This window comes from Vibrio sp. Hal054, from assembly GCF_037162405.1.
GTDB classification, from domain to species: domain Bacteria; phylum Pseudomonadota; class Gammaproteobacteria; order Enterobacterales; family Vibrionaceae; genus Vibrio; species Vibrio diazotrophicus.
Genome location: NZ_JARLUT010000002.1, coordinates 713,305 through 739,259, shown reverse-complemented (window position 1 = coordinate 739,259; position 25,955 = coordinate 713,305). Strand labels below are relative to the sequence as shown.

The following is a 25,955-nucleotide window of genomic DNA, read 5'->3' as shown; positions in this document are numbered from 1 at the left end:
TACCGACAATACAAACTAATGACAATAATACTATTCATCACAATAGGAATAGTATTATGGATACAATTTATCAGCATTACATTAGTAAGTGTAAAGAGCGTGAACTGATTGGCGTGAACAAGCCCTCACTATCCGCTGAAGAGGTCACCGCTTGCTTTTCATTGCTTGAGACTGAGACAAATGACTTTCGAGTAGCTGAATTGGTTGAACTGATTACCTATCAAACTCCAGCAGGGGTGGATGACGCAGCGCTCGTTAAGGCTGATAAGCTATTTGCTATCGCGCAACAGAAGTTAAGAGTAAGTGGAATTAGCCCAGTAGAAGCAACAAAGCTGCTAGGCAGTATGGTAGGCGGTTACTGTGTCGATAAGCTAATAACAATCCTAGATGATGATGAGTTGGCTCAGACAGCGGCTGAGCAATTGAAAAATATCATCTTGGTTTACGAAAAAGCGGATGATGTTGTTGTTAAAGCGCAAGCTGGTAATAAATACGCAGCTGAAGTGGTAGATAGCTGGGCAAACAAAGAATGGTTTACTCGTCGTCCAGAGGTTGCTCAGTGCCTGACTATGACGGTATTTAAAGTGTCTGGCGAGAGCACAACGGATGATTTCTCTCCTGCTCCAGATGCTTGGTCTCGCCCCGACATTCCTCTACATGCGAGAAGTATGTATAAGAACCCCCGTGATGGTGTACAACCAGATGAAGAAGGTGTCACTGGTCCGGTAGCTCAAATAGAACAGCTAAAATCTAAAGGACATGCTATCTGCTTTGCCGGCGATGTTGTTGGTACGGGGTCCTCTCGAAAATCTGCTGCTAACTCATTGATTTGGTATATCGGTGACAATATTCCATTTGTACCCAATAAAAAGGCTGGTGGAGTTGTACTAGGTGGGAAAATTGCGCCGATATTCTTCAATACGCTGGAAGATTCCGGAAGCTTGCCAATTGAGGTTGATGTTACTCAGCTAAACACTGGTGATGTTATCGATATTTACCCTTATCAGGGTGTTATCTGTAAGCATGGCTCTAATGCGGAAATTACGACCTTTAAATTAAAGCATGAATCAATTTTGGAACAGGTTCGCGCTGGAGGTCGGGTTCCATACCTAATCGGACAGTCTCTAACGAATCGAGTGCGTAATGCATTAGGATTTCCATCAACAGAAAAGGGTAGCGAGAAGGCAACTGGACCGTTTACTCAGGCACAAAAAATAGTAGGTAGAGCATGCGGTGTTGAAGGTATAAAACCCGGAATGTTTTGCACACCTAAAGTGACTACTGTCGGTTCACAGGACACAACGGGTGGTATGACTCGAGATGAGATAAAAGATCTCGCCTGTACGAAATTTAGCGCAGACCTTGTTATGCAATCTTTCTGTCATACCTCTGCTTACCCAAGAGCTATCGATAGCAAACTGCATGAGACATTACCGGGTTTCTTCCATTCTCGAGGTGGTATCGCACTTCGTCCGGGCGATGGTGTCATTCACTCATGGTTGAACCGTATGTTGGTACCAGACACTCTTGGTACTGGTGGAGACAGCCATACGCGTTTCCCTGTGGGAATTTCATTCCCAGCAGGCTCCGGAATGGTCGCCTATGCTGCTACAACAGGCACTATGCCAATAGATATGCCGGAATCCGTGCTTGTCCGATTTACCGGCGAAATGCAGGCGGGTATTACCTTACGAGATCTGGTACACGCGATTCCATATTTCGCTATTCAGAAAGGATTGCTCACTCTGGAAAAAGCAAACAAGAAGAACGTTTTTTCTGGTCGTATCATCGAAATTCAGGGGCTTGAACATCTAAGTGTTGATGAGGCATTCGAACTAACGGACGCTTCTGCTGAGCGATCTTCTTCAGCTTGTAGCATTGCACTCTCAGAAGATAAAGTGATCGAACATATGAAGTCGAATATCACTCTATTGAACTGGATGATAGATAACGGTTATAGCGATCGTACGGCACTGTTAAATAGAATCCATGCTATTGAAACATGGTTGAAAGAGCCGACTTTAATTAAAGCCGATGAAAATGCTGAGTACGCAGAAATTATCGAAATTGACCTCAATGAAATTAAAGAACCTATCCTCTGTTGTCCTAACGACCCTGATGATGCGAAGCTTTTATCAGATGTCACGGGAACTGAGATAGAAGAAGTCTTTATTGGTTCATGTATGACTCATGTCGGTCATTTCAGAGCGGTTGCACAGTTGCTATTAGAACAGAACCAAATTGTTCAATCGAAATTATGGCTAGCACCACCTACCAAGATGGACGATGTTCGCCTCCGTAAAGAAGGGTGTTTTAACACCTTCGTCCGATTTGGTGGACGTATAGAAGAACCCGGGTGTTCTCTATGTATGGGTAATCAGGCGAGAGCGATGGAAGGTACAACGGTTGTTTCAACCTCTACTCGTAACTTCCCTAACCGTATGGGAACAAATACAAATGTGTTTCTTGCATCAGCGGAGCTGGCTGCGATTACCGCAATTATTGGACATCTTCCAACGGTAGGTGAATATCTTGAGGCGGCGTCTGTACTTCAAGAGAATAAAGAAAAAATCTATTATTATTTGGCTTTTGATAAGGACCCACTTTATAACAAAGAGCTAAATCTTCTTATTGCTTAATTTAACCCATGTACTATCCATTTTTATGGGTAGTACATTTCATATTCCAGTTTTTGTCCGTTGGTTTTAATTAAAATTGGAGATAAAGTCGATAAGGTTTAATACATATGTCCCTTACTAAGAAAATTTTAGTTATTTGCTGCATAATTGTATCCATTTTTAGCGTAATACAAGCGAGTATTGCTATTAATCGAATTCAAGCACAAATAATGGAAAATATTTCCATTTCAAATAGCCTCTATGTAAGAAGAAATGCAGAAGCTATTGGAGAGTGGTTTGGTCAAAGAATTACGGTATTACAAGCTTTTTCCTCTGCGCTAGACAGAATTGAAGACTCATCTGTACTCATCGGTGAGCTCGATACAGTAGGTCGGGCAGGAGAGTTTGGTTCGGTGTTGTTCAGTACGCCCAATGGTGACACTTATAGAGCTGAAGGTTTAAATACCAAGGAGAATTATGATCCAACGATACGTCCTTGGTATAAGAATGCACTGTCGAGGGATACTGTATATCTTAGCCAGCCCTATGTTGGGTCCTCTAGTGGAAAGCTAATTACAACTGTATCAAAAAAAATATTATCTGGTAGCAAGTTACGCGGCGTGGCGATGGCTTCTATTCCACTGGATAAAATTAATAACGACATCCTTTCTGTGAAAGTTCCAGGTGATGGCTTTTCAGTATTGTTTTCTGAAGATGGTAAGATCATCTCTCATTCTAGTAAGTTTAAAGAAGATGAGATCTTTGCATCGGTTAGAAATAATTCTTCTGTTGAAACGCTCATTGAGCAACAAGACAGTGAGCAGTTAGTTCCTATATCTATCAATGGAATTGATTACTTAAGTACTATTTCATCAGTACCTAATACCAATTGGTACTTGGTTATGATGAGTCAGAAATCATTATTGTTAGAACCGGTTAAAGAGTTATTAATATATCAGGCGATAGCAACGGTAATTATTATATTAGTATCTATCATTATGCTGACAATGGTATTGAGATATTTGTTGTCAAACCTAAAAACAGTCGCTACTGAGCTAGATAAAATTGCTTGTGGAGAGGGTGATTTAACCGCATATATTCACTCTAAAGGTAACGATGAAGTTGGAAAATTAGCAATAAGTTTTAACCTATTTGTCAAAAAAATGCATAGTTTAATATTATCTATCAGCCAGCTTTCAGAAGAAGTTCAGGAGCAAGCGGAAATTATTTCTGATGCTTCCAGTGAGAGGCAAGCGATGATCAGCAATCAGCAGGCTGAGGTCATCATGGTTGCAAGCGCGATGACAGAAATGTCCGCAACCACAGATAATATTGCCGATAATGCTGAACACGCAGCAGAACGCATGCGTGAAATGACGGACGTTAGCCAAAACGCGAATGATTTAGTCTATAAAAGTCAGGCATCAATTAGCGAACTGTTGGAAGAGGTTCAAAACGCAGGTTCCGTAGTAGATGCGCTGCATAAACAGGGTGAGAGAATAACTCTGATTGTTTCGGCAATAAATGAGATTGCTGAACAAACTAACTTATTGGCACTAAACGCTGCAATTGAAGCTGCCAGAGCGGGTGAGCAGGGCAGAGGATTTGCTGTAGTTGCGGATGAAGTAAGAAGTTTATCTTTGAAGACTCGAAACTCTACAGAAGAAATTAGTCAAATGATCAGTCAACTGCAAAATACTGCTATGAAAGCGGTTAACGGAATGAATCATTGCCATGAGTTAGCAGAGCAAAGTGTGAAGAATACCAGTGACGCAGTGGATGTGTTTTCTGTCATTCGTAGCTCTGCAGTCGATATCAATAATATGTTTACTCACATTGCTACAGCAGCAGAACAGCAGGCGGCGGTAAGCCGTGAAATCAATAGTAATACTGAGTTGATCAAACAAATTTCCGACCAGTTAAATGAGGAAGCATGCAAAGGTGCTGAACATTCTATGGTGTTAAATAGGTTTGCTCATGAACTGACAGAACAGGTCCACAAGTTCAAAGTTTAGGTCGCCAATAGCCTTAGTTTTCATCTCCTCTAGCCTAAATTACTCAAGAGTCTTCGCTAATCATGTTACTAGCGAAGACTTTAATTTATTGGTCAAACCATAACTTTATTGGTTAAACATAGGCGACGTTCGCATATGGAAGGCGTCGTGCGCGAACAAATAAGTAAGCCCTCTATTTTTCTGACTGTGTATCTTGAACTCATGTGAAATAGCTCATTAAGCTGAATCAATCATGATGCTCTGTGTCTTCTGAAGTAGTAGGTGGTCTGATGGTAGTGAGTATTCTCAGTGGTAATAGAATAATCCAGTACTTTTCCATTTCGAGATTGACTAATAGAAGTCACTTGCATTGCTAATGTTCCGGGAGCAATTTCCATATGGGTGGCGATCGCCTCTGGTACTTGATATGGCGTAAAGGTGAAATAGTTGCCTTCTATGACTAGCCCCATCTCTTCTTCGATATATTGAAACTTAGAGTTTTCCATATGAGAAACGGACAATGTCGGGTATAGCTTTACGGGTAAAAATGATTCTTCATAATGCACGGGGTGTTTATCGACATAACGGATTCTGATTATGTAATAGATAGATTCTCCGGGATTAATTTTGAGTCTGCGAGCGACACTGGAAGGGCAAGGAATAACTGAAAAACCGATGACTTTACTGGTTAGTTTTTTTGTTGTTTTTGTAATTTGTTCGGTAAGGCTATTCAACCCTTTATTCTCGAAAGTCACATCCTTGTCTATGATGTAACAGCCGCTGCCATGTTTTCTTTCCAACATCCCCTCATCAACGAGCGTATCAATTGCTCTTCTGACGGTCATCCTGGCTACCCCATATTCTTCAGCGAGTTTCTTTTCACTAGGAAGCGGTTGGTTGAGTTGAAATTCCTCTGAATTAATTCGGTTTCTAATCTGATTAGCAAGAAAAATGTAGATCACTTTTATACCTATTTTTTTGATGGTATCTATTAATTTTTGTCCGCTGTTCTCTTGAATTTATTTTCAATTCAATGAGTTATTTTTATTCATTTATTGCTTTTATGTAAGTTGTCTAATTTCTTCACTGTATGTATACAAAATGTTCAGAGATATAAAAGTGATGAGGTTCACGAAGCAAATTCCCCGCGATGTTTTGGCAAAACTAAATTGCCTACTGTTTCCCTGCTGGCTGGCAAATCGGATCAATTTGAATCTTAAAAATTGAGTGAAACAAAAACAAAGATAGATAGAGATATAGATATGTTAAAAGCACTGCAAAGATTCGGGGGTGCAATGTTTACTCCCGTGCTTTTGTTCCCATTTGCGGGGATAGTGGCGGGTATATCAATCCTGTTTACCAATCCAAGCCTGATGGGTTCACTAGCGAATCCAGATACTATTTGGTTCAAACTGTGGATGATTGTTCAGGAAGGAGCCTGGACAGTGTTTCGCAATATGCCAATCCTGTTTGCCATTGGTCTGCCAATTGGTTTGGCTAAAAAGGCACAAGCACGAGCCTGTATGGCTGTCATAGTGTCTTATATGACATTTAACTACTACATCGCTGCAATTCTAACTACTTGGGGTGCAGATTTTGGTGTGGACTTTAGCCAACCGATTGGTGGGCTTAGCGGTTTGACCATGATTGCTGGCGTGAAAACTCTTGATACCAGCATTATTGGCTCTATTTTCATAGCTGGCGTTGTAACTTATATCCACAACCGCTTCTTTGACAAGCAACTGCCTGATTATCTGGGGATCTTTCAGGGGGCTGCATTTGTCACTATGATCGGCTTTATTGCTATGCTGCCGTTGGCGTTTATGACGGCCATAATTTGGCCGCAAGTGCAAATTGGCATTGGTTCCCTGCAAGTGTTCCTAAGTCATGCTGGTGCTTTTGGCGTTTGGCTTTATACCTTTTTGGAACGCATTCTAATCCCGACTGGATTGCATCACTTTATTTATGGCCCTTTCATTTTCGGACCAGCAGCGGTAGAAGGAGGCATTCAGGCCTACTGGCTACAGCATATTGGCGAGTTCGCTCAATCCACCCAACCTCTTATCGAACAATTTCCACAAGGCGGTTTTGCTCTGCATGGTAACTCAAAGATATTTGGTGCCATCGGTATTGCTGCCGCAATGATTGCTACTGCTGCGCCGGAGAACAAACACAAAGTTCAAGGTCTATTGATCCCAGCCGCTTTAACTGCCGTCTTGGTGGGTATCACTGAACCTCTTGAGTTCACTTTCTTGTTTATCGCTCCATACCTATTTGGGATCCACGCTTTGCTTGCTGCAACGATGGCAGCAGTGATGTTCATGTTCGGTGTGGTTGGCAATATGGGCGGTGGCGTGTTGGAAATCGCAGCGATGAACTGGTTACCAATGTTTGAGAATCACTCAATGATGATGGTAACGCAATTGCTGATTGGTTGCGGTTTCACAGCCATTTACTTCTTCACCTTTAAGTATCTGATTCTACGCTTTGATATTAAAACTCCAGGCCGGAATGCGAAGGAAGATGAGATCAAACTGTTTTCAAAAGCTGAATATCGCAACCGAAGAAATGACCAATCTAACGGAGTTGAAAGTACTGACGACCCGCGTGACCTTCAGGCTCTCCAGTTGCTGGAAGCTCTGGGGGGCATGGACAACATCGAAGAGATCAATAACTGCGCGACCCGTTTACGTATCAGTGTGAGAGACCCAAGCCTGCTGATGACGGACTCCGTATTTTGCCAGTCAGGTGCTCACGCAGTAGTGCGGAATAAAGACGCCATCCAGATCGTTATTGGGTTGTCGGTTTCTCAAGTGCGGGATCGTATGGAAAAACTGATGGAAAGCCCTGTCGCTGTTACAGCTTAAATAAAGTTAATCACTAAAGTCACAAATTTAAAAAACTTAGCTACTGATGTTTTAATGGAGATCAATATGAAAAAGCATTCTGTATTAGTTGCCGGTGGTGGCAGCACATTTACCCCTGGCATTGTATTAATGTTATTGGATAATCTTGACCGTTTCCCTATTAGAAGCCTCAAGTTCTATGATAATGACGGCGCAAGACAGGAAATTGTCGCAGAAGCATGTAAAGTTTTACTGAAAGAAAAAGCACCACAAATAGAGTTCACTTATACCACAGAGCCTGAAGTGGCGTTTACAGATGTCGACTTTGTTATGGCGCATATCCGTGTTGGCAAATATCCGATGCGCGAGTTGGATGAAAAAATCCCACTTAAATATGGTGTCGTCGGTCAGGAAACCTGTGGTCCGGGTGGGATCGCTTATGGCATGCGCTCTATTGGAGGTGTTCTGGAGTTGGTGAAATATATGGAGAAATATTCACCCAACGCTTGGATGCTGAATTACTCTAACCCTGCTGCCATTGTTGCAGAGGCAACACGAGTACTTTGCCCGAACAGTAAAATTCTGAATATTTGTGATATGCCAATAGGTATCGAGAACCGTATGGCAAATATTCTGGGCATGGAATCCCGTAAAGAATTAGAAGTGATGTACTACGGTTTAAACCACTTTGGCTGGTGGAAGAGTATCACCAATAAAAACGGTGAAGATATGATGCCGGCTCTCAAAGATTACGTCAGTAAGCATGGTTATGTGCCACCGACTGCGGAAGGTGGGCAGCACGTAGAAGCCAGTTGGAATGATACTTTTGCTAAGGCTAAAGATGTCTATGCATTGGATCCAGAGACATTACCAAATACCTATCTGAAGTATTATCTGTTCCCTGATTATGTGGTGGAGCATTCAAATCCGGATTACACCCGTGCAAATGAAGTGATGGATAACCGTGAAAAGCTGGTCTTCAGTGAGTGTCGTAAGATCATTCAGCAGGGGAATAGCGAAGGTTGTGAGCTTGAAGTGGATGAGCACGCTTCCTACATTGTGGATTTGGCCAGAGCGATCGCTTTCAATACCAAAGAGCGCATGCTACTGATTGTGGAAAACAAGGGTGCAATTGAAAACTTTGATTCCACAGCTATGGTGGAAATTCCATGTCTTGTCGGTAGCAATGGCCCAGAGCCGTTGAGAGTCGGAAGCATCCCACAATTCCAGTTTGGTATGATGAGTCAGCAAGTATCCGTAGAAAAACTGGTTGCGGAAGCCTGGACTGAACAATCGTATCAGAAGTTGTGGCAGGCAATCACATTATCTAAGACAGTGCCAAGTGCAACAGTAGCTAAGCTAATATTGGATGACCTTATTGAAGCAAATAAGGCTTACTGGCCCGAACTTCACTAAATGAGCGTAAACAAAAGGAGTGCCTATGTAGGCACTCCTTTTTTGTCATTGATGTTTCCGCTTATTAATCTGTATTTACGAGTCAATATGTTTAGCAGAAACAGACTGTATTACGCTTTAGCAAACAGGTAAGTACGGTAACCACCTAGCAGGTTACGTGCTTTGTAACCGTTGTTTACTAGCTGACGATACGCCACGTTTCCACGCAGACCTACCTGACAGTAGATGATGATCTCTTTGTCTTTTGGCAGCTCATCCATACGTTGACGAAGTTGGTCAACAGGAATGTTAACTGCACCTGGTAGATAACCGTTTTGTAGTTCACCTGGGTTACGAACGTCTAGCAACAATTGGTCTTCTGTAAGGTTATCAATCTCATCAAAGTGAATCGCAGTTGAATCGCCTTTGATTAGGTTGTTTGCCACGAATGCCGCTTGGTTAATGACGTCTTTCGCACTGCCGTATGGTGGCGCGTAGGTCAGCTCTAAGTGTTGTAACTGTTCTACTGTCATACCGGCACGTTGAGCAACAGCCATCACGTCGATACGTTTGTCGATGCCATCTTTACCCACCGCTTGCGCACCGAAGATTTTGCCTGATTTAGGATCGAACAACATTTTGAACGAAACCACTTCAGCTCCTGGGTAGTAGCTCGCGTGGCTGGCAGTGTGTACGTAAACTTTTTGGTACTCAACGCCTTCACGTTTTAGCTGCTTCTCGTTTTTACCGGTTGAAGCGACTGCCAAATCGAAGATCTTACAAATCGCAGTACCTTGAGTACCTTGGTAAGTTTCACTACGGCCTAACATATTGTCTGCTGCCATACGACCTTGACGGTTTGCTGGTCCTGCTAGAGGAACCATAGTTTGTTTACCCGTCACGAAGTCTTTCTCTTCGATAGCATCACCCACTGCGTAGATAGATGGGTCGCTGGTTTGCATATACTCATTGGTATAAATACCACCAAGCTCACCAATTTGCAGACCCGCTTCTGACGCCAGTTTGGTTTCAGGACGCACACCAATCGCCATGATCAGAATATCAGTGGTGAGTGTATCGCCATCGCTTAGCGTCAACTCAAGTTCACCATTAATGTGCTGATGTTCTTTCTGACCTGAGTCCATGCTCGCTAGTGAAGTTGTTGGTTTGAATTCAACCGCTTTTAATGCCGTGCCTAAACGTAAATCGATACCCTTAGCGCGGATCTCTGCGTGAGCAAACCCAGCCATTTCGCGGTCTACAGGCGTCATCACCTGATCTGCCATTTCCAATAACGTGGTTTTAATACCAAGCTGATGGAACGCTTCCATCATTTCCAAGCCGATAAAACCGCCACCGACAACTGTTGCGTGGTCAACTTGGTTGGTATTAATCGTTTGGATAATCTTATCCATATCTGGAATATTGCGCAGTGAATGCGTCAATGGGTTGTCTAACCCCGGAATTGGCGGAACAATCGGACCCGCACCTGGGCTTAGAAGCAGAAAATCATAGCTTTCTGTGTATTCAGTTTGATCGAGAAGATTACGCACAGTAATGGTTTTTTCTGCGCGATTAATGCGGAGCACTTCATTCATTACGCGAACATCAACGTTAAAGCGAGCTAAGAAACTCTCTGGCGTTTGAAGCAGAAGATTTCCGCGTTCTTTGATGTCTCCACCGATGTGATATGGCAATCCGCAGTTGGCGAATGAAACGAACGGCCCACGTTCAAACATAATAATTTGTGCATCTTCGCTTAAACGACGAGCACGAGCCGCGGCAGAAGCACCACCTGCAACACCACCAATGATCACAATCTTAGTCATAATTTACTCCAAGTTTTGTTCTGGCTCGCAGGGCTAACAAAGCACTTTGTCAGCCTTGTGACGAGCGACTAACGTAAGCCTAATTTTTTCAGAAAATAAACTGCTGGACATATCCCTGTGAAGGCACTTTGAATCAGGTTGGCACCGACAAATACCGTCAACCAAACAAAGTTAGGGTGGACGAATGCAGTCAAAATTACTGAGATCAGTATCATACTGCCCGCTAATAGTCTTACACCGTTTTCAATAGTCATAATATTACCCTCCGTTGGATTACCGAGCTCACTATAGAGTCATTTATTAGAAATGTCTAATGTTAATTTAACTAATTTTATAATTACTAAATAAGCATTGACTAATGTAGTTTTATTAGTAAAATCTAATTCATCGAGTTAAATGAGGGTAAGACGATGGAAGCTGTCGACATTAATACAATGAAGCAAAATGCAGCGGAAGTGTCTGAACTGCTAAGAATTATGGCGCATCCAGAGCGCTTAATGGTTTTATGCCAACTGACAAAAGGTGAAGTCGGTGTGGGTATGTTGCAACAAGGCTCAGCATTGAGCCAGTCTGCTTTTTCTCAACACTTAACCGTGTTACGTAAACATGGTCTTATCAAGGCTCGTAAAGAGTCACAACAAGTGTTTTATTCACTCGCAGACAACCGTGTAACACAACTGATTCAAAGTCTACAAACGACATTTTGTGGACAATAATTTTCAATTTAAAACTTAATCTATAGAGGTAGTTATGGCGTTTTCCATTCCATGGGAATCTTTAGCCGGAGGCATATTATTAGGTATTTCAGCGACATTGATGTTGCTAATGAACGGAAAAGTAGCAGGCATCAGCGGTATTTTAACTGGCTTGATGACACCAAAAACGAAAGATTTCGCGTGGCGACTATTGTTTGCTCTGGGGATGATTTCTGGTGGTGTACTGGCTGCGTTAATGCTCGGTGGTGAAGCTCCAGTTCAGTTCGAAACAAGTAGTGCGATGCTCGCAATTGCGGGCCTATTAGTTGGCGTTGGTACCCGTTTAGGTAACGGATGTACTAGCGGACATGGTATCTGTGGCATCGGGCGTTTATCTAAACGTTCTATCGTCGCTACCTGCGTATTTATGGCAGTAGCAGCAGTAACGGTGTTTGTCCGTTTCCATGTTCTTTAATTTTAGTTTTTAGAGCTAAAACATAAGCTTAAAACTCAGTGAGTTAAAAACCAGATTGGTTTAAGAATTGGGTTTATTTAAAACTGATAGGTGCATTCAAATGAATAATATGTTGTTTCGATTAACGTCTCTGTTGGCTGGCGTGTTGTTTGGTATTGGTATGATCATTTCTGGCATGGCAGACCCTGCAAAAGTTTTGGGTTTCCTTGATGTGGCTGGAAATTGGGACCCGAGTTTGATGTTTGTCATGGGCGGCGCACTGATGGTGTTTATGCCTGCTTACTTCCTACTGATTAAGCCAAAACAAAAGCCAGTGAATGCTGAAACATTCTGTTTAGCCACGAACAAAACAGTAGATGGTCGTTTACTTAGCGGTGCGGCGATCTTCGGCTTGGGTTGGGGGATGGCGGGTATTTGCCCGGGACCTGTGGTTTCAAGCCTAGCACTGGGTAATTCAGGTGCTTGGATTTTCTTCGCTTGCATGATGGTTGGTCTAGGTGCAACGAACTTATTGATCTGTATTAATAATAGTAAACATGCTGAATCACAAACTGCTTAGTCGCACTATGCTATTAGTGGTATAGAAATCGAGTATAGGTAACGACTTAGACAAACGAAACTTATATAAATGAAATAGTAGCTAGCGGTATCTAAGCACTAAGGAGAGTGACTTATGAGATGGTTAACTTTGAGTATTGCTGCGGCACTCGCCAGCACTGGCTATGCGAACGCAGAACAAGCCAGTGAACGTTACATCGTAAAGAGTGAGTCACTCGCGCAAGTTGTGCAACTTGATGGCGTGGTTCAGCCCATTAATCAAGGTACTGTAGCTTCACAAACATCGGGCCGTATTGTTGGCTTAAATGTCGATGTTAATGACTACGTGAAAAAAGGAACAGTGTTGTTGGAAATCAGCGCTGTTCAGCAATCCGCTTCTCTAGATGCTGCTCAGGCTCAGTTGGCAAGTGCGATTGCGCAAGACAGAGAAGCCCAAGCGCAAGTGAAACGCTATCGTCAACTTTTCCCCAAAGGCGCGATTTCACAAGATGTGATGGATTCTGCTGAAGCAAGAGCTCGCAGTGCATCTGCAGCGGTGAAGTCTGCTCAAGCAGCGGTTGCTCAGGCCAAAGAATCTCTTGGTTATACCAGTGTGACCGCACCTTATGACGGTGTTGTGACTCAAAGACACGTTGAACTGGGTGAAACCGTTGCTCCGGGAACCCCGCTTGTCAGTGGCTTCTCGATTGATAAACTTCGTGTTGAGACTGAGATACCTCAACGCTACCAACCCTCAGTTTCTGATGTTGCTCAGTTTGAAGTCGTTTCGCCTCAAGGTGAACGTATACTTCCAACGCAGTACAGCTTGTTCAGCTATGCGGACCCGCAATCTCACACCTTTAAAATCCGTCTGAACTTACCTGAAGATATCTCAACTTTTGTTCCGGGCATGTGGGTGAAGACTGAATTCCATTACGGCAACAGATACACGATTCTGATTCCGAACAGTTCAGTGGTTCGCAGAGCCGAGCTGAGTTCTGTATACCGAATTCAGGATGACAGCCGAGTGCTTAATCCAGTGCGATTAGGGCAAACCTATGGCGACTACACCGAAGTGTTGTCTGGCCTTGAAGAAGGCGACGTCATTTCGACTACCGCTCTTAACGCAGAAGGTAAGTAATTATGGACAAACGACTCGGCATTTCGGGTCGCATTGCCGCGGCCTTCCAAAATTCTGCTATGACGCCTTTGCTCGCTTTAGTCGGGCTGTTGATGGGGCTTTTCGCGGTCATTGTGACGCCAAAAGAAGAAGAGCCTCAAATAGATGTGACATTTGCAGACGTTTATATTCCATTCCCCGGCGCTTCTCCTGCTGAGGTTGAAAGCTTAGTAACCACGCCTGCGGAGCAAGTGATCTCTGAAATTCAGGGTATAGATAAGATCTACTCTTTCTCTCAGCCTGACGGCGCGATGATTGTTGCCATATTTGATGTTGGTGTAACGCGCAATGACGCTGTGGTTCGTATCTACAATAAACTGTATTCCAACAAGGATTGGATGCCTCAAGGTGTTGGGGTAGGTGAACCTATTATCAAACCGAAGGGCATTGAAGATGTGCCTATTGTGACCATCACTTTGGCTGATAAGAGCGGTGAGTTCGATCAGCAGCAGCTGACTCAAGTCGCTCACGGTTTAGAAACCGAACTGAAGCGCATTGATGGTACTCGCGATATTTACACTGTGGGTGGGCACAACACCATCGTTGATGTGCGTCTTGACCCGGTGAAAATGAACAGCTTTGGTATCACGCTTGATCAACTTAATCAGCATCTGCCTTCAGCGAACTCAAGTTCGACCATGCTGTCACTCACTCATGATAACCAACAATTTCCGGTTCAAGTCGGTCAGTTCCTCACTCGTGTGGAAGAAGTTAAACAACTGGTTGTTGGCTTACACAACAATACCCCTGTGTATCTGGAAGACATCGCGACCGTGAAATTTGGGGTCAACACACCGACGCAAAATGTGTGGACCAGTGATAAGCAAGGTATTCATCCAGCGGTGACGTTGGCGATTGCCAAAAAAGGTGGTGAAAACGCGGTAAATGTAGCGAACGCTATTGAGTCCCGCTTGGTTGAGTTAGAAAACCAGCTTATTCCTCAAGGTATTGATGTCGATATTACCCGTGACTACGGTAAAACCGCCGCGGATAAAAGTAACACTCTGATTGGTAAACTTGCGTTTGCGACCACTGCGGTGGTTATCTTGGTGGTACTAACCATGGGTTGGCGCGAAGCGGCAGTAGTAGGCTTAGCGATTGTGGTTACTTTGATGATCACGCTATTTGCTTCATGGGCATGGGGTTTTACACTCAACCGAGTCTCATTGTTCGCACTGATATTCTCAATCGGTATTCTGGTCGATGATGCGATCGTGGTGGTAGAAAACATTCACCGACATATGGCAATGGGTAAGCAAAAGCTGAGCGAGTTGATCCCACCAGCGGTTGATGAAGTTGGTGGGCCAACCATTCTCGCGACATTAACGGTCATCGCGGCACTCTTACCTATGGCATTTGTGTCTGGTTTGATGGGGCCATATATGAGCCCGATTCCAATCAATGCATCCATGGGCATGCTGATTTCATTAGCGGTGGCATTTATTGTTTCGCCTTGGCTGGCTGGGCATTTCTTGAAACCCGCGGCGCATGGTCATCAAGAAGGCGGTGCAACGAACACAGTGTTCCATCGCATCATGACTCCGTTTGTGACGGCGAAAAATCAGGGGCGTAATCGTTTTATGCTGCTGTTGGCTATTCTGGCTTTGATTGCTGGATCAATGCTGCTACCTGTGTTTCAAGCGGTTGTATTGAAGATGCTGCCGTTTGATAACAAATCAGAGTTTCAAGTTGTGCTGGATATGCCGGAAGGTACGTCTCTGGAGAGAACTCAGCGCGTATTGTTTGAAATGGGCGCAGAGCTGAACAAAGTGCCAGAGATGGAAAGCTACCAAATCTACGTGGGTACTGCCGCACCGATCAACTTTAATGGTTTGGTTCGTCACTACTTTATGCGCAATCAGGCGAATCAGGGCGACATTCAGGTTAACCTTGCTGGACGTAAAGAGCGTGACCGAGACAGCCATGAAATCGCCAGCTCCATACGCCCTGTATTAAAAGCTGTTGCAGATAAATTTGGCGGTAAGGTGAAAGTGGTTGAAGTACCACCGGGTCCTCCTGTCTGGTCTCCGATATTGGCGGAAGTTTATGGCCCAACACCGGAGATTCGTAATGCAGCTGCAAGACAAGTCAGAGAAGTGTTCCGCACTACTCAGGATATTGTCGATGTGGACATGTACCTGCCAGAACTGCACCAGAAATGGCAAGTAGTGATCGACAGAAGCAAAGCGTCTCACTACCAAGTGCCTTATGCTTCGATTGTTGATGCCTTAGCAACGTCGATTGGCGGAAAACCTGTGACTTATTTGCACAGTGAGCACAGTAAGTACCCGATTCCAATTCAGATTCAGGCGAGTGAAACAGCAAAAGTGCGTTTAGAACAAGTGCTGAATATGAAAGTGGGCAGCATGACGGGTAGCGCTTATCCACTGTCTGATTTGGTGTCAGTTCGTCAAACGCCTATGGAAGATTACATTGTGCATAAGAACTTAGTGCCTATGGTCATGGTCGTCGGTGATATGGCGGGAAGCGTAGATAGCCCACTGTACGGTATGTTTAATGTGGGCAGTAAACTGGACAAAGCAATGGCAGTTGACCAGTACTACATCAATCAGCCAGATGGTTTAAACGGCATTTCTATACTGTGGGATGGTGAGTGGACAATCACTTATGAAACCTTCCGCGATATGGGTATCGCTTACGCTGTCGGTATGATTCTGATTTACCTATTAGTTGTAGCGCAGTTTAAGTCGTATTTAGTGCCGTTGATCATCATGGCACCAATCCCGCTCACCATTATTGGTGTGATGCCGGGACACGCCCTATTAGGCGCACAGTTCACGGCGACGTCAATGATCGGCATGATTGCCTTAGCTGGTATTATCGTTCGTAACTCGATTTTGCTGGTGGACTTTATCAATCAACAAGTGGAAGAGGGTATTGAGTTCTCAGAAGCGGTGATTCAGTCGGCGGCGGTACGTGCCAAACCTATTATGTTGACAGCACTGGCTGCGATGATAGGCGCGGTATTTATTCTAGATGATCCGATCTTTAACGGTTTGGCTATCAGTTTGATTTTCGGGATATTCGTATCAACAATTTTGACCTTGTTGGTTATCCCTGTCCTATACTACGTAGTGATGAGAAAACGCTTCGAAAAAAGTCCAGTTTAGGTACAGGGATTTGTAGTTAGTTAACTTGTGTTAATGCCTCACATTGTAAGCCAATACAGTGTGAGGCATTTTTGTGTTTATCACTTTTGAATCGCCGTATCTGCTATTACTGTCTCTGCTATCACCAGTTATCCATTACCAGTTGAGCTGAGACACTATTGGGCAGTGATCACTTAGGTGGTAGTTGAGCGCATCTTGGTCTGTATAGACCATTTGTTTGGGCGGCGTTGCGTTAAGTTTAGGGCTAACAATCATATGGTCAATCACGGAGCGAAACTGATGCAGCTGTGAAGCATCATTACGTTTGCGAACCTTGCATAAAGCCTGAGTATTGCGGGTTGCCAGTTCAGGTTTCTGTTTCAAACCCTGAGTAAACTCTTGCCACAACCAGTCGCCTTTAAAGCTCAGGTTATGATTGAAATCCCCCATAATCACATATTCCTGCCCCTGTTTTTCACGCTCTTTAATCCAACGGTTAAGACTTTTTCCTTGTGCTAACAGAGTCTGACAAGTCTCTTTCTGAGAATAGAATTTTCCTACACAACCCGCTTTGAGATGCAATGAAAGCGCATGAACAGGTGTGGCACTATCAGGGTAGAGAATGACATAAGAAGCAAATCTTAGTTTGTGATTCGCTTTGCCGTACAAGTCGATGTCTTTGGGATCAGAAAAAGGCACGTTATTACGAATGGCAAAGCCCGTGTATTGATTGATGTCTGAAAACTGGTGGCTAGCATATTTCGGCATCTTTCTGTCCGACAGAACGATAGTGTAATGGGGTTGGCTTACTCGTTTAAATGCGTCGATGCTATCGACTTCCTGAAAAGCAATCACATCCGCATTGAGTTTCTCAAAATAGCCTTTCAGGGCAGAAAAATCGTCATTGTTTCGCTTCCCTTCATAGACATTATGGTTTGGATTGACGGTGAGCCATTCCATATTCCAAGTGCTCATGGTTAATTTTTCAGCATGCGCAGTGAGTGGCATCACTAAGGAAATTACACTTACAAATAGAGCATAAAATAGGCGCATTTTTTCAATCCTTGTGTCGTGTCTTTTATCGAGATTTCGGCAGCGCTTAATCTATCAGGCTTCCTAAAAAATCAACAACGGATATCACAATTTTTGCGGTTTGCAGCATTTCTTACGAGTTTGAGATCTTGAGCTGTAAGTTTGAATCAATTCTGCTCGGTGGTCCAAATCCATTGATCTATATCAATACTCCAACTTGATGTCGGAGGTTAAATACGCCACAACATATAGTGTCAGTTGGATAATAAAAAGCCCTATATAGTGTGTTTGTGGATAAGTCTGTGAGTATGCTGGGGTAAGGAGAAATTTTGAAACCTATCGTGATCAAACGTGATGGCTCTAAAGCCCCGTTTAACAGGGATCGTATTCAATCTGCAGTTGAAAGTGCCGCAGATCATGTGGATAAAGAGTTGGCTATTTACGCTCTTAATGTCGCACTTGCTGTTGAACTAAAATTGAAAGATTACGAAGAAGTTCACATCGCCGAAATTCAGACGATGGTAGAGAACGAGCTAATGCAAGGTCCGTACAAAGCATTAGCTCGTTCATACATTGAGTATCGCCATGACCGCGATATTTCTCGTGAAAAGCAAAGCGCGTTGACCAGAGAAATTGAAGGCTTAATTCAAGAAAGCAACGCCGATCTGCTAAACGAAAATGCCAACAAAGATGGCAAAGTGATCCCAACACAGCGTGACCTGTTAGCAGGTATCGTTGCTAAGCACTATGCGAAAACTCGCATCCTGCCTCGTGACATCGTTCAGGCTCATGAAGAAGGTGATATTCACTATCATGACCTTGACTACGCACCATTTTTCCCGATGTTTAACTGCATGCTGATCGACTTACAGGGTATGCTGACACACGGTTTTAAAATGGGTAATGCGGAAATTGACACACCAAAATCAATTTCGACTGCGACAGCGGTAACGGCTCAAATCATCGCTCAGGTTGCAAGCCATATCTACGGTGGTACTACAATCAACCGTATTGATGAAATTCTTGCGCCTTACGTAGCTGCGAGCTACGAGAAACATTTAGAAATCGCCAAAGAGTGGGATATTCACAGCCCTGAAGAGTTTGCTAAAGCACGTACCGAGAAAGAGTGTTATGACGCATTCCAGTCTCTGGAATACGAAGTAAACACACTTCACACGGCGAATGGACAAACACCATTTGTGACGTTTGGTTTTGGTTTAGGTACCTGTTGGGAATCGCGCTTAATTCAGAAGTCTATTTTGAAAAACCGTATAGCGGGCTTGGGTAAAAACCGCAAAACGGCGGTATTCCCTAAACTGGTATTCGCGATTAAAGACGGCTTGAACCACAAGAAAGCTGATCCAAACTACGACATCAAACAGCTTGCGCTGGAATGTGCGTCTAAACGCATGTACCCAGACATTCTGAACTACGACAAAGTAGTAGAGGTTACGGGATCATTTAAAACTCCAATGGGCTGCCGTAGCTTCCTAAATACATACGAAGAAAATGGTGAACTTGTTCACGAAGGTCGTAATAACCTTGGTGTAGTGAGCTTGAACCTGCCTCGTATCGCTTTGAAAGCGAATGGTGACTTAGATAAGTTCTACGAACTGTTGGACGGCAAACTGAAACTGGCTCGCCGTGCGCTTGAAACTCGTATCAGCCGTTTAGAGAAAGTGAAAGCTCGTGTTGCTCCAATTCTGTATATGGAAGGCGCGTGTGGTGTTCGTCTAAAAGCTAACGACTCCATTACTGAGATTTTCAAAAACGGTCGCGCGTCTATCTCTCTTGGCTACATCGGTGTGCATGAAACGATTACTGCACTGTTTGGTGCAGACGGGCATGTGTACGACGATGCAACTCTACGTCAACACGCAATTGATATTATTCAACGCTTGCGAGAAGCCGTTGACCAATGGAAAGAAGAAACTGGTTATGCATTTAGCCTGTACGGTACACCAAGCGAAAACTTATGTAGTCGCTTCTGCCGCATCGATGCAAAAGAGTTTGGTGTTATTGAGGGTGTAACTGACAAAGGTTATTACACCAACAGCTTCCACTTGGATGTGCAAAAAACAGTAAACCCATACGATAAGATCGATTTCGAGATGCCTTACCCTGAAATTTCGAGTGGCGGCTTTATCTGTTACGGTGAGTTCCCGAACATGCAACGCAATATTGAAGCGTTAGAAAACGTTTGGGATTACAGTTACTCTCGAGTGCCTTATTACGGCACAAATACACCGATTGATGAGTGTTACGACTGTGGTTTTACTGGCGAATTTGAATGTACCAGCAAGGGCTTTGTATGTCCGAAGTGTGGCAACCATGATTCGTCTAAAGTATCAGTCACTCGTCGTGTATGCGGTTATTTGGGTAGCCCTGATGCTCGTCCGTTCAACTTCGGTAAACAAGAAGAAGTTAAACGTCGCGTTAAGCACCTTTAAACGAAATACGATTGAGCAATGAACTACCACCAATATCATCCTATTGATGTGGTCAACGGACCGGGGACACGCTGTACACTGTTTGTCTCCGGCTGTGAACACAACTGTAAAGGCTGCTATAACCAGAGCACATGGTCTTTGCGCTCTGGTCATCCCTATACTCAAGATTTAGAAAATCGCATCATTGCGGACTTGAACGATACCCGCATACCGAAACGTGGTTTGTCATTGTCCGGTGGTGATCCACTGCATCCACAAAACGTCTCTGCCATTCTTCATCTGGTGAAACGCGTTAAGCGAGAATGTACCGATAAAGATATCTGGCTATGGACGGGTTATCTGCTCTCGGAACTGAGCGAAGCTCAAAAACAGGTGTTGGAATACATTGATGTGCTGATAGATGGCAAATTTATCAAAGAGCTTGCCGATCCGAGCCTAGACTGGCGAGGCAGCAGTAATCAAGTCATTCACTACCTCAAATCTTAAGCATAATTTTAATTATTAGCTCCGTTTAAGGAGCTAATAACTTGCCAATAAACAAGTATCTTGAGCCGTTTCAGCGATAGTGTTACTTTGAAACTCACCACTTGAATTTCAAAAGGCTGTGACTTTCATGTTCTCTCATTTAACTGCTCCAACTCTTGACCCAATCATTTCCCTGTCGGCGGCTTTCCGCGAAGATCCTCGCACTGAAAAAGTCGATTTAGGCATTGGTGTTTATAAAAATAGCTTAGGCGAAACGCCAATCATGCAAGCAATTTTGCAAGCTCAAGATATTGTAGCGAAAACACAGAAGTCAAAGTCGTACGTTGGCCTTGCAGGATGCGAAGAGTTCAACCAATGCATGGCGGATTTAGTGCTAGGTGATACGCCAGTGCGTGATCGACTCTCTGTTATTCAGACTCCGGGTGCCAGTGGGGCATTGCGTATGCTTGCTGATCTCATGCATTTTGCTCAGCCAGAAACTACGGTTTGGCTAACAGACCCTAGCTATGTCAACCACAAACCAATCATGGAAGCCGCAGGGCTTAAAGTGAAGTTTTACAGCTACTTTAGCCAAAAGACCAAAATGGTGAACGCTGATCGCATGCTTGCGGACTTGGCGCATGCGGGGCCAAAAGATGTGGTCGTTGTTCATGGTTGTTGTCACAACCCGACGGGGGCAGACATAGATTTTGCAGCTTGGCAGGCGATAACGGAATTAGCACAGAAAAATGGTTTTATGCCTTTTGTAGACATTGCCTATCAAGGCTTTGGTGATGGCCTACAAGAAGATGCAAAAGGCATTCGCCACATGGCAGAACGTGTAGAAGAGATGCTGATTACTACCTCATGTTCAAAAAACTTCGGCCTATATCGCGAACGTACTGGGGCTGCCATGGTACTGGGAAAAAATGCGACAGAAGCAACGAATGCTAAAGGTAAACTTCTGACATTGGCGCGCACCACGTACACTATGCCGCCTGACCACGGCGCTGCGCTGGTAAAAACAGTATTACAAAGCGATGCATTAACCATAACTTGGAAGAATGAGTTGGTTGAAATGCAACAACGTCTGTTAAGTCTTCGTAAAAGTTTATGTAACCAGTTGAGAAATCAACACAATACTTCACAATTTGATTTCATAGAAAGTCACAAAGGTATGTTTACTATGCTAGGCTTAACAGCAGAGCAAATGTTACGACTACGCGAAGACTTTGGTATCTATGGGGTTGCCGATAGTCGTATTAACATTGCTGGTTTAACAGAAAAAGACATCCCTTATGTGGCGGATGCGATAATGAAAGTTTTATAGATATTTTTCAGTTTGAGTAGGTGAACGAATGAAACAACAGTGGAAATTTTTAATTCCTTTGATGCTGAGTGGCGGTTTAATGGCTTGTTCTACAACGTCTAATGAAGGTGATGCAAAGGATCAAGCTGTTCAAGTTGAAGAACCTAAACAAGAGGTTTCTCAACCAGAAAGAGACCTTAGTAAATATGAAACCATAACCCCAAAGGTTGAGCCTATTGTTGAACCTAAGCCGGAAGTAAGACCTGAACAGCAACCAAAGCCGGATCCTAAGCCACCTGTGGTGGCGGACGCCAAGAAGACAGCGGATGGTCGTTTGATTCTTGGGGAGCAAGAGTGGGTTTATGTTACGGGCTTAAAAGAGAACTTCCGTGCACGTATTGATACAGGTGCGACAACTTCTTCAGTGAGTGCTGTCGACGTTGTACCATTCGAACGTGATGGCAAAGACTGGGTAAAATTCAAGATTGCACACGACGATGTGATGAGCAAAGAGTTTGCTTTACCTGTTGAGCGTTGGGTTGATATTCGTCAGTCAAGCGCAGAAGGCACACAACGTCGCGCTGTGGTTATGGCGTGGATCCAAATCGGTGATTTGAAAGAATATACTGAATTTACTCTTACAGACAGAAGCCACCTGACTTTCCCTGTGTTGCTAGGTCGCAGCTTCTTTAAAGATGTTGCGCTGGTGGATGTAAGCCGTAAGTACATTCAGCCAAAACATAAGTAAGTTTTCGTATAACTTTTAACTTTTGAAGAGCCAGCGAAAGCTGGCTTTTTTGTGAATCACTGAAAGGGTATAGCTGGAGTTAATATCCTTTTCAGCTCGGTCACTTTTATTTCAGTAATGATGGTTACTAGAGAGCCTAATATTGTTAAACCTGAGAATAAAACAGCACTAACCAGTTCGCCATTTGTGATGTTATACATGGAAATCATTGCCCAAAGCATGGTCAGTGAAGGTGTAAGTATTTGTCCATATGAGTAGTTGAGGCACTCGCGACTTAAGTCCCAGGATACAGTCACTTTATTGGCTATACCGCCTAGCTTCACTTTGTACTTACCTTGATCAAATTGAAAATTGTATCCATGAATGGTTAATATTTCAGTAAGCGAAGAGATTTGCATTGTTACATCCTTGGTTAGTCGGGGTGGGTAAAACCATAATTGCTTGAGCACCACTCTTCCCAGCTTATAGCTCCTAGCTTCTTATGTGCCATATGTATCCGGCAAGGGTGATACAGTCCCAATATTGCTCCAAATAGCAAAGAACTGACAATATAGGTTATCCATTCTTCAGGGGAATTAGACCATGAGGTAAACCACATTAGTGAGCCCCACGTTAGACTATAAAGGGGCATCTGTTTAAAGAAGGTTTTGATTGGTGACTGGAAAACTAATGGTTTACTTGAATTGGCGAACCATCGAGAAAAAATATTGATATGTGGTTTGGTGAGATCCCGAGGAACACCTTTCTCTATTAAATGCAGTTTAATAAATTCTGAAATTTCCATATTTACCTCTTCAAGTAGGTACTTATTTAGGCAGATTTGATGAGCATTGATTAAAAAGAAACGTCCAATCCTTTGGCGCTATTTCGTGTTGTTTGATATTAAGTCTGTGATACCCCGATTCCGTGAGTGAGGTAATCTGGATGTAGGGCTTGCCAAATATAGAGCTTTTGTATTTTAACGTTGCGGGAAGTTGATAAAGATATACTTGTCCATCGGAAACGGATAAATGGCTTTTTCTGAATCTTGCTGAAATGCTATAAACCGCGATCATAATGACTGAGGTGATGACTAATGATTCTATCGACGTGTAAGTATCAAAAATAAAGTTAAGAACAACAGTGAGCGTAATAAATCCAGCTAGCATAGTTAATATATCTTTCAAACTCCATACGTCATTGGAAAACGGTATTTCTCGTTTCATTTTGGGTTCCTACTGTTGAGTGAATAGATAAACAACCTGAAATGACAAACAACCATGTTATTTCTATGGACTGACGGTAGGTTCGCTGGATTCAATATGCCGTTCAAGAGACGATTTCGTTTTCAAAAGAAATGTCCGATGCATCTCCCGAATATATGTAGAGTTACTTAGGTTGGTTATTACTAATTGCTGTTGTACGGGAAACTATCTTGAAAACAAAAAAGCCAGTGAACAATGTCACTGGCAACAGCCTTCGGGGGGCAAAGACTTGGATACTTATAAGAAGCTAAGCTTAGAGCTTAGCTTCTAGTTTTAGCTTAACTTAAGAAGCAGTTACCGCAGATTTGTCAGTAGCACGAGCTTTGAAAAATGCGTAGCCAAAGCCAGTTACTGCTGTACCCGCTGCGATTGCTACTAGGTACATAAACACAGGAGTAATAGCACCAGGAATTGCTAGTACGAATAAACCGCCGTGTGGAGCCATCAGTTTTGCACCGAACAGCATTGATAGAGCGCCAGTTAACGCACCACCTGCCATACATGCTGGGATAACACGCATTGGGTCTTTCGCTGCGAACGGGATAGCACCTTCAGAGATGAAACATAGGCCAAGTACGAATGATGCTTTACCTGCTTCACGCTCGCTAGGTTCAAATTTGTTTTTAGCAAGGAAAGTTGCTAAGCCCATACCTAGAGCCGGAACCATACCTGCTGCCATGATAGCTGCCATTGGTGCGTAAGTTTGTGAAGCCAACAGACCAACACCAAATGTGTAAGCCGCTTTGTTGACAGGACCACCAAGGTCGAAACACATCATTGCGCCAAGAATAATACCAAGCAGTACTGCGTTAGCTGAACCCATGTCGTTAAGGAACGTCGTCATCGCAGTCATGATGCCCGATACTGGTCCACCAACGATGTAGATCATAACCAAACCAGTTACTAAGCTAGCAATAAATGGAATTATAAGAATCGGCTTCAATGCTTCCATTGACTGAGGAAGAGAAACTTTATCAGCAATGAACTTCGCAGAGTAACCCGCGATGAAACCAGCAGCGATACCACCTAGGAAACCTGCGCCAGTAGAGCTTGCTAACATACCGCCAATCAAGCCCGGTGCAAGTCCAGGACGGTCAGCAATTGAAAACGCGATGAAACCAGCAAGAACAGGGATCATAAGTGCAAATGCTGAACCACCACCGATAGTCATCAATGCCGCTGCTAGAGTACCTTCTTCTTTAAACGCTTCGATACCGAATACGAAAGACAGTGCGATGATCAAACCACCCGCTACTACTACTGGGAGCATGTGAGAAACACCTGTCATTAAGTGTTTGTACACACCTTTCTTCTCACCAGTGCTTTCAGCACTTTTTGAAGCTTCAGCTTGGGTGTAAACCGTTGCTTTTTCGAATGCGTTATTGATCTCTTGTTCTGTTTTCTTCAGAGCAAGACCCGTACTGGTTTTGTAAAGTTTTTTGCCGTTGAAGCGGTCAAGCGGAACGTCGATGTCTGCAGCAATGATAACAAGATCAGCTTCAGCAATCTCTTGAGCAGTCAGTTGGTTTTTCGCACCAACAGAACCGCGTGTTTCTACTTTGACTTTGTGGCCAAGACGAGAACCCGTCTCTTCCAACGCTTCAGCAGCCATGAAAGTGTGTGCAACACCAGTAGGGCATGCAGTGATAGCAACAATCTTCTTCGCGCTTGCTGCAGGAGCCGCAGGTGCTTGGTAAGTTGTTGCAGCGCTTGCGCTAAGCTCAGACGCTTGCTCAACCGCTGTTTTTAAGTAAGCCGTTGGGTTACTTGTGCATGCAGAGATATCACTTTGGTAGACTTTTTTACCAACAAAGCGAGTAGTATCAACAGGTGTATTGGCTGCGATAATAACGACTTCAGCGTTGTTGATGTCTGAATCGGTAAGCTTGTAGCCTTCAATCACAGAAGAGTGACATTCCACAACGGAAGTCCAGTTTAGTGATTTTGCGGCTTGTTCAAGCAGTCCTGCAGCAATAATGCTGTTTGCAACGCCGCTAGGGCATGCAGTGATAATAGCAATATTCATAG

At 43.7% G+C, this 25,955-nt stretch carries 21 protein-coding genes; 13 read left to right on the top strand and 8 right to left on the bottom strand.

Translation table 11 applies throughout. The features are described 5' to 3' along the window. The first annotated feature begins 65 nt into the window (after window positions 1–65). Both P4S58_RS19305 and P4S58_RS19300 read left to right on the top strand, forming a co-directional pair. Window positions 66–2,639, top strand: coding sequence for a bifunctional aconitate hydratase 2/2-methylisocitrate dehydratase (locus P4S58_RS19305; RefSeq protein ID WP_443089031.1), 2,574 nt, complete (start codon window positions 66–68; stop codon window positions 2,637–2,639). Between the two features lie 107 nt (window positions 2,640–2,746). After that, window positions 2,747–4,633, top strand: coding sequence for a methyl-accepting chemotaxis protein (locus P4S58_RS19300; RefSeq protein WP_337165247.1), 1,887 nt, complete (start codon window positions 2,747–2,749; stop codon window positions 4,631–4,633). A gap of 230 nt (window positions 4,634–4,863) precedes the next feature. Here P4S58_RS19300 and P4S58_RS19295 read toward each other — a convergent pair whose 3' ends face one another. After that, on the bottom strand, window positions 4,864–5,574 hold the full coding sequence (locus P4S58_RS19295; protein ID WP_102954263.1) for a GntR family transcriptional regulator: 711 nt from the start codon (window positions 5,572–5,574) through the stop codon (window positions 4,864–4,866). Window positions 5,575–5,874: 300 nt separating this feature from the next. On the opposite strand from P4S58_RS19295, the gene P4S58_RS19290 reads away from it, so the two are divergent. Next, window positions 5,875–7,479 (top strand): alpha-glucoside-specific PTS transporter subunit IIBC, encoded by a 1,605-nt coding sequence (locus tag P4S58_RS19290; RefSeq protein WP_337165244.1) that lies wholly within the window; start codon window positions 5,875–5,877, stop codon window positions 7,477–7,479. Window positions 7,480–7,545: 66 nt separating this feature from the next. Continuing rightward, the gene (locus tag P4S58_RS19285; RefSeq protein WP_102954265.1) at window positions 7,546–8,874 is read left to right on the top strand and encodes a 6-phospho-alpha-glucosidase; all 1,329 of its coding nucleotides are present in this window, start codon (window positions 7,546–7,548) and stop codon (window positions 8,872–8,874) included. A 110-nt stretch (window positions 8,875–8,984) separates the two neighbouring features. On the opposite strand, the gene P4S58_RS19280 is transcribed toward P4S58_RS19285, so the two are convergent. Together P4S58_RS19280 and P4S58_RS19275 are read right to left on the bottom strand one after the other, a co-directional pair. After that, on the bottom strand, window positions 8,985–10,682 hold the full coding sequence (locus P4S58_RS19280) for an FAD-dependent oxidoreductase (protein ID WP_102965247.1): 1,698 nt from the start codon (window positions 10,680–10,682) through the stop codon (window positions 8,985–8,987). Between the two features lie 68 nt (window positions 10,683–10,750). Further along, on the bottom strand, window positions 10,751–10,936 hold the full coding sequence (locus P4S58_RS19275; RefSeq protein WP_042482844.1) for a YgaP family membrane protein: 186 nt from the start codon (window positions 10,934–10,936) through the stop codon (window positions 10,751–10,753). A gap of 156 nt (window positions 10,937–11,092) precedes the next feature. Between P4S58_RS19275 and P4S58_RS19270 the strand changes: the two genes are divergently transcribed. The 5 genes from P4S58_RS19270 to P4S58_RS19250 all read left to right on the top strand — a co-directional run bounded on the left by P4S58_RS19270 (window position 11,093) and on the right by P4S58_RS19250 (window position 16,700). Beyond that, a complete protein-coding gene (locus P4S58_RS19270; RefSeq protein WP_102965248.1) occupies window positions 11,093–11,398 on the top strand; it encodes an ArsR/SmtB family transcription factor in 306 nt (101 codons plus the stop codon). A gap of 34 nt (window positions 11,399–11,432) precedes the next feature. Continuing rightward, window positions 11,433–11,852, top strand: a complete 420-nt coding sequence (locus tag P4S58_RS19265) for a YeeE/YedE family protein (protein ID WP_102962500.1) — start codon at window positions 11,433–11,435, stop codon at window positions 11,850–11,852. A gap of 100 nt (window positions 11,853–11,952) precedes the next feature. Beyond that, entirely contained in the window at window positions 11,953–12,411 is a 459-nt protein-coding gene (locus P4S58_RS19260) for a YeeE/YedE family protein (protein WP_180980259.1), read from the top strand. A gap of 114 nt (window positions 12,412–12,525) precedes the next feature. Next, window positions 12,526–13,530, top strand: coding sequence for an efflux RND transporter periplasmic adaptor subunit (locus P4S58_RS19255; RefSeq protein WP_337165241.1), 1,005 nt, complete (start codon window positions 12,526–12,528; stop codon window positions 13,528–13,530). A 2-nt stretch (window positions 13,531–13,532) separates the two neighbouring features. Further along, window positions 13,533–16,700, top strand: coding sequence for an efflux RND transporter permease subunit (locus P4S58_RS19250; protein ID WP_337165240.1), 3,168 nt, complete (start codon window positions 13,533–13,535; stop codon window positions 16,698–16,700). A gap of 135 nt (window positions 16,701–16,835) precedes the next feature. Here the strand turns inward: P4S58_RS19250 and P4S58_RS19245 are convergent, their stop codons facing one another. Next, entirely contained in the window at window positions 16,836–17,732 is an 897-nt protein-coding gene (locus P4S58_RS19245; RefSeq protein ID WP_337165238.1) for an endonuclease/exonuclease/phosphatase family protein, read from the bottom strand. Between the two features lie 308 nt (window positions 17,733–18,040). On the opposite strand from P4S58_RS19245, the gene nrdD reads away from it, so the two are divergent. The 4 genes from nrdD (at window position 18,041) to P4S58_RS19225 (ending at window position 22,683) form a co-directional block, all read left to right on the top strand. Then, on the top strand, window positions 18,041–20,161 hold the full coding sequence (nrdD, locus tag P4S58_RS19240; RefSeq protein ID WP_042482864.1) for an anaerobic ribonucleoside-triphosphate reductase: 2,121 nt from the start codon (window positions 18,041–18,043) through the stop codon (window positions 20,159–20,161). Between the two features lie 18 nt (window positions 20,162–20,179). Continuing rightward, entirely contained in the window at window positions 20,180–20,647 is a 468-nt protein-coding gene (gene nrdG, locus P4S58_RS19235; RefSeq protein ID WP_337165236.1) for an anaerobic ribonucleoside-triphosphate reductase-activating protein, read from the top strand. A 127-nt stretch (window positions 20,648–20,774) separates the two neighbouring features. After that, window positions 20,775–21,956, top strand: a complete 1,182-nt coding sequence (locus P4S58_RS19230) for an amino acid aminotransferase (protein ID WP_102954284.1) — start codon at window positions 20,775–20,777, stop codon at window positions 21,954–21,956. Between the two features lie 28 nt (window positions 21,957–21,984). After that, window positions 21,985–22,683, top strand: coding sequence for an ATP-dependent zinc protease family protein (locus P4S58_RS19225; RefSeq protein WP_337165233.1), 699 nt, complete (start codon window positions 21,985–21,987; stop codon window positions 22,681–22,683). 56 nt (window positions 22,684–22,739) lie between these two features. Here the strand turns inward: P4S58_RS19225 and P4S58_RS19220 are convergent, their stop codons facing one another. The 4 genes from P4S58_RS19220 to fruA form a co-directional block, all read right to left on the bottom strand. Beyond that, window positions 22,740–23,081, bottom strand: a complete 342-nt coding sequence (locus tag P4S58_RS19220; protein ID WP_102969586.1) for a hypothetical protein — start codon at window positions 23,079–23,081, stop codon at window positions 22,740–22,742. Window positions 23,082–23,095: 14 nt separating this feature from the next. Continuing rightward, window positions 23,096–23,467 (bottom strand): DUF6404 family protein, encoded by a 372-nt coding sequence (locus P4S58_RS19215; protein ID WP_102969587.1) that lies wholly within the window; start codon window positions 23,465–23,467, stop codon window positions 23,096–23,098. 22 nt (window positions 23,468–23,489) lie between these two features. Beyond that, complete coding sequence (locus P4S58_RS19210) at window positions 23,490–23,888, bottom strand: hypothetical protein (protein ID WP_269348377.1); 399 nt, start codon at window positions 23,886–23,888, stop codon at window positions 23,490–23,492. 322 nt (window positions 23,889–24,210) lie between these two features. Continuing rightward, the gene (gene fruA / locus P4S58_RS19205) at window positions 24,211–25,953 is read right to left on the bottom strand and encodes a PTS fructose transporter subunit IIBC (protein ID WP_102962504.1); all 1,743 of its coding nucleotides are present in this window, start codon (window positions 25,951–25,953) and stop codon (window positions 24,211–24,213) included. Window positions 25,954–25,955: the final 2 nt, after the last annotated feature.